Here is a 17030-nt window from a genome sequence, read left to right as displayed (position 1 = left end):
AATTAACCGCTAAGCGGTTGGAATCCGAGAATAGCCTATGCTTCCGATGCGAGCTTTCCTATGGAAAGCTTTTAGGCGAGCGCTGCGCTTCTCCAGTTCCAAACTTTCATTCCACTTACCCAGATCACCAAAAGGCATATCCCCGCGCCTTTCATGCGGCGGGGCAGCAAAAAGCCGGGAGTGATTTAACTCCCGGCGGTAAAACATAGGTTTCAGAGCGGATTAGAGCGGATTAGAGAGACTTAAAGCAATTAAAGGTAGAATTATGCTGCTAGAGCAGTTGGAGCGCTTAGAACCATTTTTAGGATGAATAGAGCGGTATAGTGACTTAGGACAACAATGATGATTAGGGCAAATGAGCTGTTACAGAAGATCGGCGGCCAGCTGAGCCAGGCGGGAACGCTCGCCTTTTTCCAATGTAATATGGCCGCTAATGCCTTGCTGTTTGAATTTTTCCACAATATAGCTGAGTCCGTTACTCGCTGCATCCAGATACGGGTGATCGATCTGCTCCGGGTCGCCCATAAGAATTACTTTACTTCCCTCCCCGGCCCGGGAGACGATGGTCTTCACCTCATGACGGGAGAGGTTCTGCGCTTCATCGATAATAATGAACTGTGAAGGGATCGAGCGGCCGCGGATATAAGTCAACGCTTCGACCTGGATACTGCCAAGTCCCATCAGAATTTTGTCAATATCCCCAGATTTCTTCGTGTCGAACAGAAACTCGAGATTATCATAAATCGGCTGCATCCACGGCCGGAGCTTCTCCTCCTTCTCACCAGGCAAGTATCCGATGTCTTTGCCCATCGGTACGACCGGGCGGGCGATCAGCAGTTTTTTGTATTTATGCTCATCCTCCACCTTGAACAGTCCGGCGGCAAGTGCAAGTAGTGTTTTGCCTGTTCCCGCCTTACCGGTAATAGTTACCAGCGGAATGTCGTCATTCAACAGCAATTCCAGCGCCATACGCTGCTGGGCATTACGGGCACTGATGCCCCAGACGGCATCGTTCCCAAGATACAGCGGCTCCAGGCGAGAAGCATCACTATTCACTCTGAGCAATGCTGATTTTCCGCTACCAATCTCATCCTTGAGAATCACGAATTCATTAGGATACAGACGGTAGGACAGCCCCAACTGTTTGATGGACAAATATCGATTGCTGTAATATTCATCAATTAATGAAGGATGCACATGCAACGACTGATAGCCGGTATACAGTTCATTTATATCTCCGGTACGGTCTGACAAATAATCCTCAGGCGTTACACCAAGCACATCTGCCTTAATCCGTACCAAAACATCTTTGCTGACCAGCACCACAGGACGCGGATCAGGCTTCTCATTCTCTTCAATTAAATAATTGAGCGCAACCGCCAAAATCCGGTTGTCGTTCGATACCTCACCGAACATCTCCTGAACCTTCACGAAGCTGCGGTGATTCAGTTCTACCTTCAGCATTCCTCCATGTTCCAGTTCCACTCCGCTGTGCAGGTGGCCCAGTTCCCGGAGTCCGTCCAGCAGACGGGACACGGTGCGGGCGTTACGGCCAATTTCATCGGCATTGCGCTTCTTGGAGTCGATTTCTTCCAATACAACTGCAGGAATGATGACTTCATGCTCCTTGAAAGAAAAAATCGAATTGGGGTCGTGCAACAGCACGTTGGTATCCAGTACAAATATTTTTTTCATGTTATCCCCTCCACAGCGCCTGGTTTGATTGGTCATACATAACTCTTTCCGTCACGGGAAAAGATAATCCCAGAACTAATCTTTGACCGAAAGGAGTAAGCACATATGAGAAAATCAATGTGTCTGTTGCTGGTACTGCTGCTGCTGACAAGCTGCGGTATCGCTAATAAGAAGACATCACCCTCTCCTCAGGATAAACAGTCGGCTCAAGCTGTAAGCAACAAAGGGGGCCACGAAGTTCGAAAGCTGGCTAATAACGCCACCGCCGTCCCTCTTCCAACCGCATCATCGGCCGGAGTCACTCATACGACCAGAGCGGGAAACGAGATTGCACTCAAGGATCACTTAGAGCAGTTGGCTAAAAGAGTACCTGGTGTAGATGGCGCACACTGTGTAGTTATGGGTAAGACGGCGATTGTTGGACTTGACGTCAAAGGCTCGCTTAGCAGATCGCGGGTCGGAAGTATCAAGTATTCCGTGGCTGAAGCCATCCGCAAAGATCCGCGAAGCGTTAACGCTCTGGTCACTGCCGATATGGACCTTTCCAGCAGACTTGCCGAACTGAGTCACCATATCTCCAAAGGCCGTCCTGTGTCAGGATTCGCTTCAGAGATGGCAGATATTGTCGGACGGATTATTCCGCAAATCCCGGAAGACACCAAGCCCAGAAAACAATAAACAAAGTTAGACAAAAAAAGCCCAGTGATGACCTCACCGGGCTTTTTGCATAGCAGCAAATACTTGTCCGTCCAACTTCTCCGCTGCACGCTGATCATATACTTTTACATATCGTGGAGCGGAGTCCAGCTTCGCACCATAAAAAAGCGCGTTACGCACCGCTTCAATTTCAACATCAAAACAGCAAATATTAAAAGGCACATCGTCAAGACGATCCTGCCTGACCGCAGCACGTCCGTTGATGGCATAAACCGTGCTCTCACCGAACACAGTAATTGTAACCATAGGGTTAACCTTCATATTGTTCACCAGCCGTGAACGATGATCCACTGCGATCCTTAGCACAGAAGGGCTCACTGCATAAATCCACGAAATGGCCGTGGACGTAGGACCCGATGTTTCAGCATCGACAGTGTTTAGCAGAACAAACGTCTCGGATTGCAGCATCGAAAGTAGGGATTCATTAAGTTGAGCAACGGCTTCGGACATGAGTACAGGCCCCCTATGACGCAAAAGTGCATTCAATTGAGTATATTATAGCATAGTAAGAAACTTGCATTCAATTTTAGTTATTATCGCCTTGGCTAACACCAGCGATCCGGTTATGAAGACTCTGCCTCGCCGTCTCAAGCTCTGTCTCATTAATATATACATATGGACTTTTCCATGTTCCGGTTACAGGCTTGAACTCTACATGCTGCTTGGAAATGTTCCAATAAGTAGCGATCAAATCCTTCAGCTGACTATTTTCAACATCAGTCTTCATGTTGTCATTCACAGCGTCCAGCATGCTGCCAATCTTCATGACACCGCCAAACGACTGAACCTGATCGATCAAGGCGTTTAGCACTTCATTTTGGCGTCTGTTGCGGTCGAAGTCATCCGAGCCCTTAGTTTTGGGCTTGCAATTGGATTTGCGATATCGAACATAATCAAGAGCGTGATCACCGTTCAGCTCAGCCGGACCTTTTTTCAGATTAATATTGGTTCCGTCTGCATTATCCTTATAGCACATATCCGCACTGACATTCACTTTAACGCCGCCAAGTGTGTCGACGATATCACGGAAGCCCTGAAAATCGAGAACCGTCACATAGTCCACCTTCACATTCAGGTACTTACCCATCATGGTCTTCATTTCTTCCTCAGCAGAGACGCCAGAGGTCTTTTCCTTGCTCTTGAAACGTGTATAGAACTCATTGATCTTCGTTTTCTTGTATCCGTCCAGCTCCACATAAGTATCACGCGGGAGCGACACTACCGTGGCTGATTTGGTCTCCGGGTTCAGCGATGCCACCATAATAACATCTGTCAGAAAAGATTCATGCTGCGGTCGACTGTCGGTTCCAAGAAGCAGTATGGTCAACGGCTTGACGGTGGCAGATTGCTCAGGCGGAACTGGCTTGTCTATACCGGTATCCAGAATCCCGTGCTCCAGCTTCCAATAGAGATAGCCTCCATAACCGAGACCACCAACAATGGCTACGATCAGAATAACAAGGAGTACCCTACCCAGTCTGGCCCAAAACCCTCTCTTCTTAGCTTTCTTTTTGCCCCTCTTTCTAGGAGGTGCTGTGGCAGGCTGCGTCCTGCCGTTCTCAGGTCTAGTGCTTGGATTCCCCGCTGATCTTCTCGGGGGTAGTTCATTATTGTTGCGTGTCATAATTGAATAAATTCCTTTTCATTTCATTGTAGTACAGGCTAATAATGTATATATAGACGATTTCAATAGTAAAAAGTTGCGGACTAGGAGCGTTTCACCCCGCCAGCTGCCTTCCTCTTCTGCCTTGCTTCGACAAAATATCGTACCCGGACAAGCAGCATTAAACTGACAGCTACAAGCAGACATTGAATTATTGGGAGCTTGTCGTGTTGAAAAATAAGGAGCATCCCGGAACCCAGCGCCATCATAATGTAGAGAGCAATTTCCTTGCCGATGGAGAGCTTTTGATTCACTCGGAACACCTGATTGTAAACAAAAGTGAGCAAAACAAAAATAACAATATAAGCAATAACAGGATGATCAGCGAACCAGGTTTGCATAGCTTTAGTACACCCCTCCCGAATATAGTTACGCTTACATTATATCATCAGTCCATCATTTTAACCTCATAATTACCTGTATGTATCCCTCTGTGAAAAAAATAAGCCGCCGGAAACTTGTTCCGACGGCTTATTGGTTTATTACTTACACGCTCGCTTGAGCTTGTTTACGTTGTTTTTCTGCGCGCTCGCGCTCGCTCTTGTTAAGAATTTTCTTGCGCAGACGCACCGATTTCGGCGTGATTTCGCAATACTCATCATCATTCAAATATTCAAGCGCCTGTTCAAGTGAGAACATCCGTGGCGTTTTCATTTTTACAGTATCGTCCTTCGTTGCGGAACGAACGTTAGTCAATGCTTTTTCCTTACAAATATTCACGACAATATCATTATCGCGGGTATGCTCGCCAACGATCATACCTTCATAAATGTCGGTTCCTGGCTCCAGGAACAGGATACCACGGTCTTCAACACCCATCATTCCGTAGAACGTGGAAGTTCCGGTCTCAGTGGATACCAGTACGCCTTGGTGACGTCCACCTACTTGACCACCAATCAACGGTGCATAGCTGTCGAATGCATGGTTCATTACACCGTAACCGCGTGTCAATGTAAGGAAGTGTGTGTTGTAACCGATCAGACCACGTGCAGGAATCAAGAATTCCAGACGAACCTGTCCAGTGCCGTTGTTGATCATGTTCACCATCTCAGCTTTACGAGTTCCCAGACTTTCCATAACAGAACCCATGCTGTCTTCCGGTACGTCGATCATCAGGCGCTCAAGCGGCTCCATTTTAACACCATCGACTTCCTTAACAATAACCTCAGGCTTGGATACTTGCAATTCATAACCCTCACGACGCATGTTCTCGATCAGGATACCGAGGTGAAGCTCACCGCGTCCCGATACTACGAACGCATCCGGGCTATCTGTTTCAAGTACGCGCAGACTGACATCTGTCTCCAGTTCTTTCATCAGACGCTCACGCAGTTTGCGGGAAGTTACCCATTTGCCTTCTTTACCAGCAAACGGACTGTTGTTAACGAGGAACGTCATTTGCATGGTCGGCTCGTCAATCTTCAGGACAGGCAATGCCTCTGGATGTGCAGGATCAGCGATCGTCTCACCGATGTTGATATCCTTGATACCAGCAATCGCTACGATATCACCGGCGCCAGCTTCTTCAGTCTCAATCCGCTTCAGACCTTGGAATCCGAACAATTTCTCAACCCGTGCAGACTTGCTCTTACCGTCACGTGTAATGACTGTAATAGGCTGACCTTGTTTAACCACACCACGGTTAACACGGCCAATGGCAATACGACCAAGATATTCGTTGTAGTCCATCAGAGTCACCAAGAATTGCAGCGGCTCTTCAACGCTTTCTGTTGGAGCAGGAATCTTCTCAACGATCGTTTCGTACAGTGCAAGCATGTTATCATCTTGCTTCTCTACGTTAAGGCTTGAAGTACCGTTCAATCCGGAAGCATACACTACAGGGAATTCCAGCTGCTCGTCATTGGCTTCAAGCTCGATGAATAGATCGAGCACTTCGTCAATAACTTCCGCAGGGCGGGCAGCCGGACGGTCGATTTTATTCACAACCACGATTGGTTTCAGATTCTGTTCCAATGCTTTACGCAATACGAACTTCGTTTGTGGCATACAACCTTCATAAGCGTCAACAACGAGCAATACGCCGTCAACCATCTTCATAATCCGTTCAACCTCACCGCCGAAGTCGGCGTGTCCAGGTGTATCTACAATGTTGATCAAGTAATCTTTATAGGTAATTGCAGTATTTTTGGCAAGGATCGTAATTCCGCGTTCACGCTCCAGATCGTTGGAGTCCATAGCGCGTTCTTGAAGGGTCTCGTGGGCACTGAAAATACCAGACTGCTGCAGAAGCTGGTCAACCAATGTTGTTTTACCATGGTCAACGTGGGCAATAATCGCAATGTTGCGAATGTCTTTTCTTGAATGCATGATTTGTATCCAAATCCTCTCATTTATCAAATTAAATCTGTTCAAATTCTGAGCACGTCTCGACAATCTCACAAAAGAAGCGCCTGGCGGAAAGCCGACGCTTTATCATAACATTAATTTTATAGTGAAAGCACCATGAAAAGCAAGTCTTTTTATGAAAAAAACACACTCGTTTTCGCTTAAATTTTTCCTATTTATATGCTTGTTTGTGCAAACGCAGGCTACCAGCCACGATTCCATTTCTTCCCGCCCCGTGATTTGCCGCGCCCGGCAATCAACCAGAGACCCGCCAGGACCAGAACAGCACCAAGTACATAGAGGAATCCTGTTCCAAGTAAGCTGAACACCAACAAGACAAGACTGAGCAAGCCAACTACAGCGGAACCAACTGCAAGCCCCCTGCTCCGGTAAGGAGAATAGAGCGAATATTGATATAGACCTAACGCAATACCAATCAGTAATAGTGGCCACAAATGTCTCATTAGACTCCAGCCCCAGATATTACAAAGTCCGAACAGAATGCCGTACACTGTCAGAACTCCTGCAGGAATCAGCAAGGATGCGGACACCTGGCGGTTAAAGAACAATACATACAGGATAAGGCCCGGAAGCAGAATCACGAGGGGCCAGAGCGCCCGCCCCAAAAATCCGAAGACTCCCAGCTTCCCGAATAAAATCACGATGCCGGCAGCGGCAATGAAAATCCCAAGCTTCATATCATTTTTGGAAGACATCTCTCATCCATCCCTTCATGGTTCAACATCACTTCCTGTTTCTAACGGGCCTATCGGCTCCGAATTACGACAGAATTCACTTTCATTTTAGCTGAAAACGGGTCAAAACACCACATTCTTCTATCTCTTCTCATTATGGACAGGTTACCACATTTTCTAACCCAAGTTGATCGGCTTTGCCATCCTTTAAGGGGCGGTATCTGCTCCAGCGAGAAATATAAGAATGATTTATAGCGTAAAACATATACATTCTTATATTTCAAAAAAAGATGGCCTCTTTCGGAGGCCACCCTTGTGGGCTTGTTTTAAACGATTTTGGCCGTACGCCGTTTGAGCGCTCCCGTTACCACCACTACAATGCCCAGGACAAGTGGAAGCGAGGAATGTAGCGACGGCAGGGCCAAAGAAACCAGCGGGCCTAATTTGCCATCCTGCAGCAGCATATCCCCCGCAGTATAAGCCAAAATATAGGCTCCGATGAAGACCAGCAATGGATAACGGTGCAGCAAATTCACAATAATTCCACTGCCCCAGACAACTATCGGGATGCTAAGCGCAATACCAATCACAATCAGCGACAGATCTCCTTTGGCTAACCCTGCAATGGCTAGTACATTATCAAGGCTCATAATGAAATCGGCCAGAAGAATCGTCCGAATCGATTTCCAAATCGTAGACACTCCGGCTATCCGCAGCGTGTTCTCTTCCTCCACCAGTAGTTTAAAGGAAATCCACAGCAGCAAAAATCCGCCGCCCGCTTGGATAAAAGGAATTTTGAGCAGCAATACTGCGGCAAAGGTCAGAAGACAACGCAGGAGCACTGCCCCGGCCGCTCCCCACCACACCGCCATTTTGCGATGATGCTCTGGAAGGTCCTTGCTAGCCAGTGCAATTACCATCGCGTTATCTCCGCTAAGCACCAGATTGACCATTAATATTTCACCCAGCAGCACTATTGAATCCATACTTTTAGCCCCCTCGAACTACATGTAATTACATGTATGTCCGAAAGTGACAAGCTATGCTTGCTGCCCCGTTTTTCAGAGGAGATATATGAGGGCTGTTAGAACCATTCCTCTTGCAATTCAGCTTCCACACTCACGACCTCTGTCGGCTTCTCGTCCCCGTATGGAGTGATCTCAATGGTCTCGGTAGCAGCCACAGCTTCATCCAGCAGTGCCGTATAACCAGGAAGCGTCGCTTCGATCTTCTCGACAATCCGCAGGTTGGGATTGGTGGTCGGCGATTTCGGAACGAACAAGGTGCAGCAATCTTCGTAAGGAAGAATGGACAAGTCATAGGTCCCGATTTGCTTGGATATCTCCACAATTTCACTCTTGTCCATCATAACAAGTGGGCGAAGCAACGGGAGCTGTGTAGCGCGTCCGATCACGTTCATGCTCGGCAATGTCTGGCTGGCGACCTGTCCGAGGCTATCGCCCGTTACCAGTGCCAGTGCTCCCTCCCGTTCAGCAATACCGGTGGCAATCCTCAGCATGGCCCGGCGCATCAGCGTCACGATCAGATTATCCTGTCCGATTCCAGTGAAAGAGGTCTGGACTGCTGTGAACGGCACCAGATGCAGCTTGATTACCCCTGCATATCTGGAGAGAACGCGCGTTAGGTCAACGACCTTTTGCCGGGCCAGCTCACTGGTATAGGGATAGCTGTAAAAATGAATGCATTCGACCTCCAGCCCTCTGCGCATGGAGGACCACGCGGCTACCGGGCTATCGATGCCACCTGACAGCAATAACAGAGCCTTACCATTGGTACCCAGTGGAAAACCGCCAACTCCCTCAATATTTTCACAGAAAATATACGTATGGTTCTGACGGATCTCTATTCGTATCTCCAGCTGTGGGGATTTGACATCCACTTTCAGGCCGGAATATCCTTGCAACAACGGAGTGGACACCAGTTTGTTCATCTCAATAGAGCCGTACGGGAAGTCTTTCCATACCCGCCGGGCATTGACCTTGAAGGTCGTACCAGGCTCAGGGGCCAGTCTCTCCAGTAATTCGCGGCTTACTGCCACAATCTGTTCCAGCTCCGAAGGAGCACATTTCACCGGACTGACGGAGGCGATCCCGAATACATTTTTCAGGACATTGGCTACTTCGGCAGCAGGCTCTCCATTCAGCTCAGCATAGATACGTCCGAATTCTTTACTGAGTACAATACCGGGATACGGCTTGATGATTTCTTTAACATGGCGCAGTACCGTCCGTTCAAACCGAGCACGGTTTTTGCCCTTTAATGTAAACTCTCCGAAACGTAAAAGCAGCATATCGGCGTAGTCAATGCTGCTGCCTGAATTCGGTTGGACTTCATTGTTGGCACTCATGATTTATTTCACGCCTCCTTCTGCAATCTTCAAATCCTGTACCGCTTTGATTAACGCCTTTTCCAAGGCTGCAACATCCTCAAGCGTATGCCTGTCACCGAAGCTAATCCGAATGCCGCCCAGTGCTTCCTGAGCAGACCGTCCCATCGACAACAGCACACGGCTCGGCTCAGCTAGTCGGGAAGAACAGGCCGAACGGGTGGATACTGCCATGCCCAGCTCTTCCAGCTTGCGAGCCATGACCTCCCCCTTCATGCCAGGGTAGGAAAAATGCACAATATGAGGCGCACCCTCCTCCCCGCTGTTCACGACAAATTCCGGAATCCCGCGCAGAAAATGCAGCAATCTGTCACGCAGCGGCACAAGCTGATCATATAATTGATGTCGCCCTTCCCCACTCATTCGCACAGCTTTGGCGGAAGCCACAATTGCCGGAACATTCTCTGTTCCAGCCCGCAGCCCCTCTTCATGGGAACCACCGGTCAGCAGTGGGGCAAGCGCAACACCTTGCTTAACATAGAGCAGGCCCGCACCGCGCGGACCGCGAATTTTATGAGGGGATAGGCTGTACAGATCTGCCTTCCATGTATCCAGTTCTACCGGAAGCTTCCCGAAGCCCTGTACCCCATCCACATGAAATAGCGTCCGGGGATTAGCCGATTTCACCAGCGCCCCGATCTCCTTCAAGGGCTGAATCGTACCAATCTCATTATTAACATGCATGACGCTGACCAGCACCGTATCCTTGCGCACAGCGGCAGCAACAGCAGCCGGATTCACGACACCGCTGGCATCAGGAGCGATAAAGGTGATCTCCCATCCCCGCTGCTGCAGCTGCAGACAGCTCTCATAGACAGACGGATGCTCCAGCTCTGTAGTCACCAAATGACGGCCTCGACTCTCGTATTGGAGAGCAGCGCCCTTAATAGCAAGGTTATTACTTTCCGTGGCTCCTGATGTGAAGAGGATCTCCTCTGGCTTGACTCCAATGGCCGCAGCACTGACTTCCCGCGCTCGTCTAACCAGTCTCCCCGCCTCCATGCCCGCTTTGTGCAGGGAGGAAGGATTCGCATAGTGGAGCTTCATGATTTGTTCCATCGTCTGGACCACCTCTTCATAAGGCGGGGCAGCGGCGGCATAATCCCAGTAAAGCATATATCGTTAGTCTCCTTTATTTCGTACAGTCTTCTGATTCTACACTATATGAGCTTGTTCAAAAAGTCTTCCTTTCATCAGCAAGCTGCAAGCCTACCCTCCCCTGATACAGAGAAAAGGATCAAGCGGGCTGCCCGGGCATCTAGCCCAGGGAGGAAATCCCGTTTGATCCTTTTTATTATACCGCGTATTGTGCGCGGGCGCGTTCTATTTTGTAGATATAGTCCTGAGTCTCTTTAGGAAGCTGAGAAAGATTGGCCATCAACTCCTGATCATTACTGACACCAAGTTTCGTTACCCGGCCCGGACCGGCATTATAGGCCGCGAGCGCCATTCTTTCTTCCCCGCCGAACCGCTGAAGCTGATACGACAAATACCGTACGCCCCCGTCAATGCTTTGTGCCGGATCAAATGGGTTGGATACCCCAAGCCCACTGGCCGTGCCATCCATCAGCTGCATCAATCCCTTGGCTCCAGCGGAGGATACCACATTGGGATTAAAAGAGGACTCCGTATCAATTACAGCTTTGATCAGATCGACCGGTACACCGTACTTAGCGCTTGCCGTCTGAATAAGCTCTTCGTAATCGGTGGGCTTAGTTCCCGTTATTTCCCCGGAAATGCTTCCCGATGTCTGTGCGCCGAGATTCTGCCAGAGAAGTGGGCTGGCAGCGGCCATATCGGCCAGAGCCGAAGCGGTATCAAGACTCTTCAGCGAATCTCTCTGCGAGGTACCCTCCTGCAGCATCGCCGAGAATACAGCTGATGATTTTCCCTCAACCGGGGTACTCGGGGTATCCTTCACCTTCACCTTCACCTTGTCTGAAGGCCCTGTCACTGCACCTGTCTTCAGATTGACCCATTTCAATTGACCAGCCCCGTTGGCTTGTACCGGATTAATCCCCATGCTGACATTCCTTTCTTTTAGCTATATAAGACGAACTTAAGATCCGAACTTAAGGCTCGATCGTCACTACGGTGGAATGTTTGGACTTCCGGCCGTTGTTGTTCCCAGATTTCTTCTTTATAACCGCTATTAGCGGTTGAAATCTGGGAAGCTTATGCTTCCGACGCGAGCTTTCCTACAGAAAGCTTTCAGACGAACGCTTCGCTCCTACAGTTCCAAACTTCCCCCTTCGTTCCTCTTCTCTCTTCGTTACTTTCTTTTGTTCATCTTATATATTCTCTATGTTGAACTCTTACATTCCACTTTTAAAATACGCCTTAATCTTACATTTTTATTGCAATGTTTGCTATATGGGGCATCGAAAAACAGACTTCAGACCCGGATATTTAGGTCTAGAAGCCTGTTTCGATGTCGATATTTCCGCTTTTCACCAGCACTTGTCAGCGTGCAAATGGGGTCATAACAAAGTAACTCAGCGCAGCAACAATCCCGAGTCCCATAGCCCACGCGCCTGTTGTCTTTTGACCTCTGGCGTAAGCAAAATAACCCAGTACTGCGGCTGCCGGCCCCAACACAATCGACCAGATGAACAAAGACGCGATTCCGAAGGCCAGACCTGTGTAGCCCATCGCACGACTTCCACTGTCTGTTCCGTCCAGTTCATCGTCTGCGATTCTATCCTTGACTGTGGCATTTCGTAGTTGCGTTGGAACAGGGCTTACTTCAGCAGCATACTCTTCACGATGTTCGCGTTCCCGGCGCGGATAATCGACTCTGCGAGGACGCAGAATGACTTTTTTGCGCTCAGAGGTCTCCTCCGACCGTTCGTGTTCGTTATCATAGTTATCCATGAGCGGGCCTCCTAAGAGTTCGGCTTGAAAGTCAGGCAACAGGTTGCAGATGAGGTATTGGCATGATCTTTATGATCACCATGAATCAGTTCTTCAGCGAATTCTTCTTTAAAATGACTTCCTGAGTGCTTGTCAATTTCAATGATGATTTCTTCGGCCCTGCAAATATTGCTTTCTCCCCAATAATGACAATTGCTGACACTGCACTTTACGAACGGCTTTTGATTGCTTGGCATCATCATCACCTCGGCTTCATTATGTCCGAGCGAGCATTCTGCTATCCAATTCACCACTTCCAGTTGATTCCCGAACTACGCTACCCTACCCTTAGCCACCTTTTTATACATAAAAAAGGATCAGCAACCCTGAACTGGGTTACTGATCCTAAGTAACATTGTGGATAAAACTATACCTGGTTTTGCATGCGCTTCTCGGTCAAATAATCATTCTCATAGTAAATCAGATCGTCGCGCAGTTCTTCATACAATTTGGTAATGTCCAGAATGATATCCCGGGCTGGACGTACGGGCTTCTTGCGGAAACGGATAGCATCCTGCCCAGTATAGGCATAACGACCATCTTCGGAGTAGCTTTCATTCTTGGGATAGAAGAAGTTGTTCACGCCATAATGGTAGACATTATAAAGCGCTTTCTGCGCAAATGACTCATCAAATGTGGCACGGCGCAAAGCAACTCCCAGCTTCTCATATGACATCTCGGAGAATACCAGCACATGACGCAGATCGGACAGAAACCCTTCATAGAAATGCACGGTTTCCTCATCCTGCTCGGTAACAAGCTGCGGTAATGCGTGCTGGTTCAGGAACAGCTCCATTTTATCGATTGCGATTTTAAGCTTTTCTCTCGTCGTTTCACATAATTTCTGCACATTAGCTGCTGACATGGCGGTTGCTCCCCCTTATTATTCCTTACTCTTGCCGTCGCTTACGTTCAATTTACGCTGTTCACATTTCAAGTTTCATGAGTTATTATGTTCCGTTGTTTAATCCTACAAGTTCAGGAATTCAATCCTAGGCTTTTCTTGCTTCTGATATTATCATAAAAAACGAGCCTGCGGTATCCCTTTTCTGCAATGCATAAAACAGGCTTCCGTTTCTCAATCTATGGAGACTACAAAGCCATGGAGGAACGGAAAACATGTCACGAAAAAATTTAAAAATCGCCGGTCTGCTGACCGCCATTGTTGCCGTTGTTCTGTTGACCTTCGCCCTACGACCGGCAGAAAAGGGAAGCACACCACTCAGACAAGCCTCAGTTCCTGGGCCCAAACAGGAGAAAGCGCTAAAGAAAACAACCCTTTCGCAAGATGTCACGGCAACAGATCGGTTGAACCGGGTGGATGTCAGCCGGCACCTGACAGTCTTGCTCAACAAGGCACATGGAGCTTCCTTGAAGGATGTTTCAGTGTATGCAGAGCACCTTAAGCAGGAACACGGGCATTTTGCCATGCTGACATGGATAGATTTCCGTACGAACAAGACCACCACCTTCAAATCTTCCCTTCCCCAGGCTAGCGCTCAGGAGAATAAAGTCCTACAGAAGTACCAGAAGCTTGCCAAGTCGGGCTTAAGAAATCACCAGTCCTACGAATCCCCGACTTTTGCAGTTGGCAAGGAAAAATATTATTTTATGGGCCAACGTGACAAGGACGGGAGCATCGGTGTGATTGCGCTAATTAATCAGAAAGTGCTGGGCAAAGTTGCTGATCATCAGATCAAGAATCTTCGCCTCATTCCTTATCCCAAAGAAGGAAAATTCCGTGTGGAATCCGTGCATACCGATACCCTTGGCGAACTGACCGTCAAGACCGGACACGACAATCAGAATGCCAGCCATTTTTATGAGAACGAGATTGTAGTACGCTTCCCGAACGGCCATCCCACTCAAGGACAGCTTCAGACCATTGTCGCTGACATCAACGGCAAAGAACCGCGCAAGTTGGGCTATGCTTATATTTTCCGCTCGGAGAAGATGAGCTTTTTTCAACTCAAATCGTATTTCGATAAAAAATGGCATCCAGAGTATACGGAGCCACACTATCTATATTTAACGAATGATACCGTCTCTGAAACAAATCCCGAGGTCATTACGCCCAACGACTTGCTTTACTCCACTTACCAGTGGAATTTACCGGCGATTGAGACAGGACAGGGCTGGAATTTGACCAAAGGCAGCAAGGATGTCATTGTCGGTGTCGTGGATACAGGTGTGCAGGCTAGCCATCCCGATCTACAAGGCAAACTTTTACCGGGCTATAATGCCGTGACAAAGGGCTCTACCCCGGATGATGATGTAGGTCATGGAACACATGTTACGGGCATTATCGGAGCTGTGGTTAACAATAACGAGGGTGTGGCGGGGATTAGCTGGTACAACAAGATTTTGCCGGTCAAAGCACTCGATAACTCTGGAGCGGGAACCACCTACTCAGTTGCTGAAGGTATCATCTGGGCCGCTGACAATGGGGCCAAGGTGATTAACCTCAGCCTCGGCAATTACGCTGACTCCCAATTTTTGCACGATGCCGTTAAATACGCCTACGACCGGGATGTAGTCCTAGTCTCAGCCTCGGGCAACGATAATACGGAGCGACCGGGATATCCCGCCGCCTATCCGGAAGTGTTGGCTGTAGCAGCCACTAACGCATCACATCAACGGGCGTCTTTCTCCAATTATGGTGATTATGTGGACGTTGCTGCTCCTGGTGAAAGCATTGCCAGCACATACCCGAACAGCCAATATGCGGCGCTATCAGGTACATCGATGGCAAGTCCCCATGTAGCGGCGGTAGCGGCATTGGTTCGATCTCTGAACCCCGATCTGAGCAATCAGGAAGTCATGGATCTGTTGATGAAAAATGCAATCGACCTCGGCACCCCGGGTCATGATAAATATTACGGCTGGGGCCAGGTCGATATTTACAAGACTCTGCAGGCAGCCTCCGGCAATACCGTTCCGCTGCAACTCTGGCCGCAGCATGTTCGGCAACAACTGAACCAGTTGAAGCAGCGAATGGGCGTCAAGCCTTGATACAAGGAAACGCAGAGCCGAATACCAAACTTGCCACCTTGATTAGTGATAAACGGTCGAGCCTATGCCTGAGACACTTTTACTGGATCTTGCCATCCGTTAACTCAGAGGCCATGTACCTGGACAGCAGCTCCAAAAATAGCTTCAGTCCCTGCTCCATACGAGCCTTATCCATTTGTGCATAACAAAGCCGAATATGGCTCGAGCTGCCGTCTCCGGCACGGCAGACATCACCAGGCAGGAATGAAATACTCTCCTGCTCAGCAAGTGTGTGCAATTTGTCGATCTGAAGTGTAGCCGGTAGTTCCAGCCATACATTAAGTCCGCCCTCCGGCAGAGTCCAGCGAACGCCGGAGGGCGCATGTTGCCTCAGCAGTCTCCCTGCACTCTCCATCCGCTCCCTTAAACCGATGCGAAGCCCGGCGGCATATCGTTCATAGCTGTCTGCTATGAACGGCAGTACGGCTCGCTGGGTCAGAAGCGGACTGCCGAGATCGCTGGCGGATTTGGCAGCAATCAGCCTCGACAGAATGTCACCTTCGGCGGCGACACAGGCGATTCGGCAGCCGGGAGCCAGTACCTTACTGAAGCTTTTCAAATACACGACATGACCATCTGTGTCCATCGACTTGATGGAAGGCGGTGGCGGGTCGCGGAAATATAGATCACTGAACGGATCATCTTCAACAATAAGACAGCGGTAGCTGCGAGCCAACTCCAGCAGCTGCTGTCTTCTTCGCATGCTCATCGTAACCCCGCTCGGATTTTGAAAGGTCGGGTTGGTATAGATCAGCTTCGGGGGCCGCTCGTCACATAGAGAAGTCAGTATATCTACTCTCATCCCTTCCCGGTCCATCGGCACAAAGATCATCTCTGCCCCGCGTCCGGCAAAAACATCAATCGCTCCTGTATAGCTCGGATCTTCGAGATAAACGACATCTCCCGGTCCGACAAAGGTGCGGGCCACGAGATCAATGCCCTGCTGTGAGCCGCTTGTAATCATCAGCCCGGAAGATACCAGCGTCATCCCTCGCTTCCGCAGATGCCGCCGCATGACCTCCCGCAGTTCCAGATCACCTTGGAAATTTCCGTAGGACGCCATTAATTCAGGCTGTTCCGACACAAGAGCAGCCATGGTACTGCCAATAGATTTCAGCGGCAGCAGTTCACGGTGCAATGAAGCCAGATGAAATGAATAGTCCGCTTCAGACTCATTGAAATTACGCCAGAGCTGCGCTCTTGGCAAATAATCATCATAACGTCCCTGCCAACCGCCTACTTCCCCAGCTCCCTCATGCTCCTCCGTATCTGTAACAAAGCAACCCTTTCCCTGAATACAGAGGATACTTCCCTTCTTCTCAAGCTCTGTATAAGCCTTGCTCACGGTTACCTGGCTGACCTTCAGTGATAAGGCAAGTTCACGTACGGAGGGCAGACGTGCTCCGCGGGGTAGAAGACCGGAGGAGATCCGCTGCCCTAATCTCTCACAGATTTGCTGAGGTAGGGATTGGCTGCTGCCACGCTTCAGTTCTATGTGCATACCGGTTAGCCCCCAACTGTTATATTCGGACCTTTACTGTTA

At 49.0% G+C, this 17030-nt stretch carries 16 protein-coding genes; 2 read left to right on the top strand and 14 right to left on the bottom strand.

Annotation, left to right across the window (positions count from 1 at the left end; genetic code table 11):
* Window positions 1-363: 363 nt before the first annotated feature.
* Window positions 364-1695: a PhoH family protein gene (locus tag AC3Y23_RS02075; protein ID WP_379195112.1), complete on the bottom strand. Its 1332-nt coding sequence runs from the start codon at window positions 1693-1695 to the stop codon at window positions 364-366.
* 105 nt (window positions 1696-1800) lie between these two features.
* On the opposite strand from AC3Y23_RS02075, the gene AC3Y23_RS02070 reads away from it, so the two are divergent.
* Entirely contained in the window at window positions 1801-2373 is a 573-nt protein-coding gene (locus AC3Y23_RS02070) for a YhcN/YlaJ family sporulation lipoprotein (RefSeq protein ID WP_379195110.1), read from the top strand.
* A gap of 33 nt (window positions 2374-2406) precedes the next feature.
* On the opposite strand, the gene AC3Y23_RS02065 is transcribed toward AC3Y23_RS02070, so the two are convergent.
* From AC3Y23_RS02065 to AC3Y23_RS02010, 12 genes are all read right to left on the bottom strand, one after another.
* A complete protein-coding gene (locus tag AC3Y23_RS02065; RefSeq protein WP_379195108.1) occupies window positions 2407-2862 on the bottom strand; it encodes a PNPOx family protein in 456 nt (151 codons plus the stop codon).
* A gap of 76 nt (window positions 2863-2938) precedes the next feature.
* On the bottom strand, window positions 2939-4036 hold the full coding sequence (locus AC3Y23_RS02060; RefSeq protein WP_379195105.1) for an LCP family protein: 1098 nt from the start codon (window positions 4034-4036) through the stop codon (window positions 2939-2941).
* 83 nt (window positions 4037-4119) lie between these two features.
* On the bottom strand, window positions 4120-4416 hold the full coding sequence (locus tag AC3Y23_RS02055; RefSeq protein WP_379195103.1) for a YlaH-like family protein: 297 nt from the start codon (window positions 4414-4416) through the stop codon (window positions 4120-4122).
* A 145-nt stretch (window positions 4417-4561) separates the two neighbouring features.
* Window positions 4562-6403: a translational GTPase TypA gene (gene typA, locus AC3Y23_RS02050; RefSeq protein WP_379195101.1), complete on the bottom strand. Its 1842-nt coding sequence runs from the start codon at window positions 6401-6403 to the stop codon at window positions 4562-4564.
* A gap of 221 nt (window positions 6404-6624) precedes the next feature.
* Entirely contained in the window at window positions 6625-7137 is a 513-nt protein-coding gene (locus AC3Y23_RS02045; RefSeq protein WP_379195099.1) for a hypothetical protein, read from the bottom strand.
* Between the two features lie 305 nt (window positions 7138-7442).
* Complete coding sequence (locus AC3Y23_RS02040) at window positions 7443-8102, bottom strand: TerC family protein (RefSeq protein WP_379195097.1); 660 nt, start codon at window positions 8100-8102, stop codon at window positions 7443-7445.
* Between the two features lie 98 nt (window positions 8103-8200).
* On the bottom strand, window positions 8201-9484 hold the full coding sequence (gene thiI / locus AC3Y23_RS02035; protein ID WP_379195095.1) for a tRNA uracil 4-sulfurtransferase ThiI: 1284 nt from the start codon (window positions 9482-9484) through the stop codon (window positions 8201-8203).
* Between the two features lie 3 nt (window positions 9485-9487).
* Window positions 9488-10639, bottom strand: coding sequence for a cysteine desulfurase family protein (locus AC3Y23_RS02030; protein ID WP_379195093.1), 1152 nt, complete (start codon window positions 10637-10639; stop codon window positions 9488-9490).
* A gap of 178 nt (window positions 10640-10817) precedes the next feature.
* Complete coding sequence (locus AC3Y23_RS02025) at window positions 10818-11546, bottom strand: transglycosylase SLT domain-containing protein (protein ID WP_379195091.1); 729 nt, start codon at window positions 11544-11546, stop codon at window positions 10818-10820.
* 440 nt (window positions 11547-11986) lie between these two features.
* The gene (locus tag AC3Y23_RS02020; RefSeq protein ID WP_379195089.1) at window positions 11987-12397 is read right to left on the bottom strand and encodes a hypothetical protein; all 411 of its coding nucleotides are present in this window, start codon (window positions 12395-12397) and stop codon (window positions 11987-11989) included.
* 11 nt (window positions 12398-12408) lie between these two features.
* On the bottom strand, window positions 12409-12687 hold the full coding sequence (locus AC3Y23_RS02015) for a DUF1540 domain-containing protein (RefSeq protein WP_379195087.1): 279 nt from the start codon (window positions 12685-12687) through the stop codon (window positions 12409-12411).
* A gap of 116 nt (window positions 12688-12803) precedes the next feature.
* Window positions 12804-13301 (bottom strand): YpuI family protein, encoded by a 498-nt coding sequence (locus AC3Y23_RS02010; RefSeq protein WP_379195085.1) that lies wholly within the window; start codon window positions 13299-13301, stop codon window positions 12804-12806.
* Between the two features lie 254 nt (window positions 13302-13555).
* On the opposite strand from AC3Y23_RS02010, the gene AC3Y23_RS02005 reads away from it, so the two are divergent.
* Window positions 13556-15448 carry a S8 family peptidase gene (locus tag AC3Y23_RS02005; RefSeq protein WP_379195083.1) on the top strand — a complete coding sequence of 631 codons (1893 nt, stop codon included), beginning with the start codon at window positions 13556-13558 and terminating at the stop codon, window positions 15446-15448.
* A 79-nt stretch (window positions 15449-15527) separates the two neighbouring features.
* Here AC3Y23_RS02005 and pdxR read toward each other — a convergent pair whose 3' ends face one another.
* Window positions 15528-16988, bottom strand: coding sequence for a MocR-like pyridoxine biosynthesis transcription factor PdxR (gene pdxR / locus AC3Y23_RS02000; protein ID WP_379195081.1), 1461 nt, complete (start codon window positions 16986-16988; stop codon window positions 15528-15530).
* Between the last annotated feature and the right edge of the window lie 42 nt (window positions 16989-17030).

Source organism: Paenibacillus sp. MAHUQ-45 (assembly GCF_058133325.1).
This window is presented reverse-complemented; position numbering and strand designations above follow the sequence as displayed.

Bases quoted from the DNA above. Each gene is read 5' to 3' on its own strand.
- AC3Y23_RS02075 (WP_379195112.1), bottom strand. From the start codon at position 1,695: ATGAAAAAAATATTTGTACTGGATACCAACGTGCTGTTGCACGACCCC.
- AC3Y23_RS02070 (WP_379195110.1), top strand. From the start codon at position 1,801: ATGAGAAAATCAATGTGTCTGTTGCTGGTACTGCTGCTGCTGACAAGC.
- AC3Y23_RS02065 (WP_379195108.1), bottom strand. From the start codon at position 2,862: ATGTCCGAAGCCGTTGCTCAACTTAATGAATCCCTACTTTCGATGCTG.
- AC3Y23_RS02060 (WP_379195105.1), bottom strand. From the start codon at position 4,036: ATGACACGCAACAATAATGAACTACCCCCGAGAAGATCAGCGGGGAAT.
- AC3Y23_RS02055 (WP_379195103.1), bottom strand. From the start codon at position 4,416: ATGCAAACCTGGTTCGCTGATCATCCTGTTATTGCTTATATTGTTATT.
- typA (WP_379195101.1), bottom strand. From the start codon at position 6,403: ATGCATTCAAGAAAAGACATTCGCAACATTGCGATTATTGCCCACGTT.
- AC3Y23_RS02045 (WP_379195099.1), bottom strand. From the start codon at position 7,137: ATGTCTTCCAAAAATGATATGAAGCTTGGGATTTTCATTGCCGCTGCC.
- AC3Y23_RS02040 (WP_379195097.1), bottom strand. From the start codon at position 8,102: ATGGATTCAATAGTGCTGCTGGGTGAAATATTAATGGTCAATCTGGTG.
- thiI (WP_379195095.1), bottom strand. From the start codon at position 9,484: ATGAGTGCCAACAATGAAGTCCAACCGAATTCAGGCAGCAGCATTGAC.
- AC3Y23_RS02030 (WP_379195093.1), bottom strand. From the start codon at position 10,639: ATGCTTTACTGGGATTATGCCGCCGCTGCCCCGCCTTATGAAGAGGTG.
- AC3Y23_RS02025 (WP_379195091.1), bottom strand. From the start codon at position 11,546: ATGGGGATTAATCCGGTACAAGCCAACGGGGCTGGTCAATTGAAATGG.
- AC3Y23_RS02020 (WP_379195089.1), bottom strand. From the start codon at position 12,397: ATGGATAACTATGATAACGAACACGAACGGTCGGAGGAGACCTCTGAG.
- AC3Y23_RS02010 (WP_379195085.1), bottom strand. From the start codon at position 13,301: ATGTCAGCAGCTAATGTGCAGAAATTATGTGAAACGACGAGAGAAAAG.
- AC3Y23_RS02005 (WP_379195083.1), top strand. From the start codon at position 13,556: ATGTCACGAAAAAATTTAAAAATCGCCGGTCTGCTGACCGCCATTGTT.
- pdxR (WP_379195081.1), bottom strand. From the start codon at position 16,988: ATGCACATAGAACTGAAGCGTGGCAGCAGCCAATCCCTACCTCAGCAA.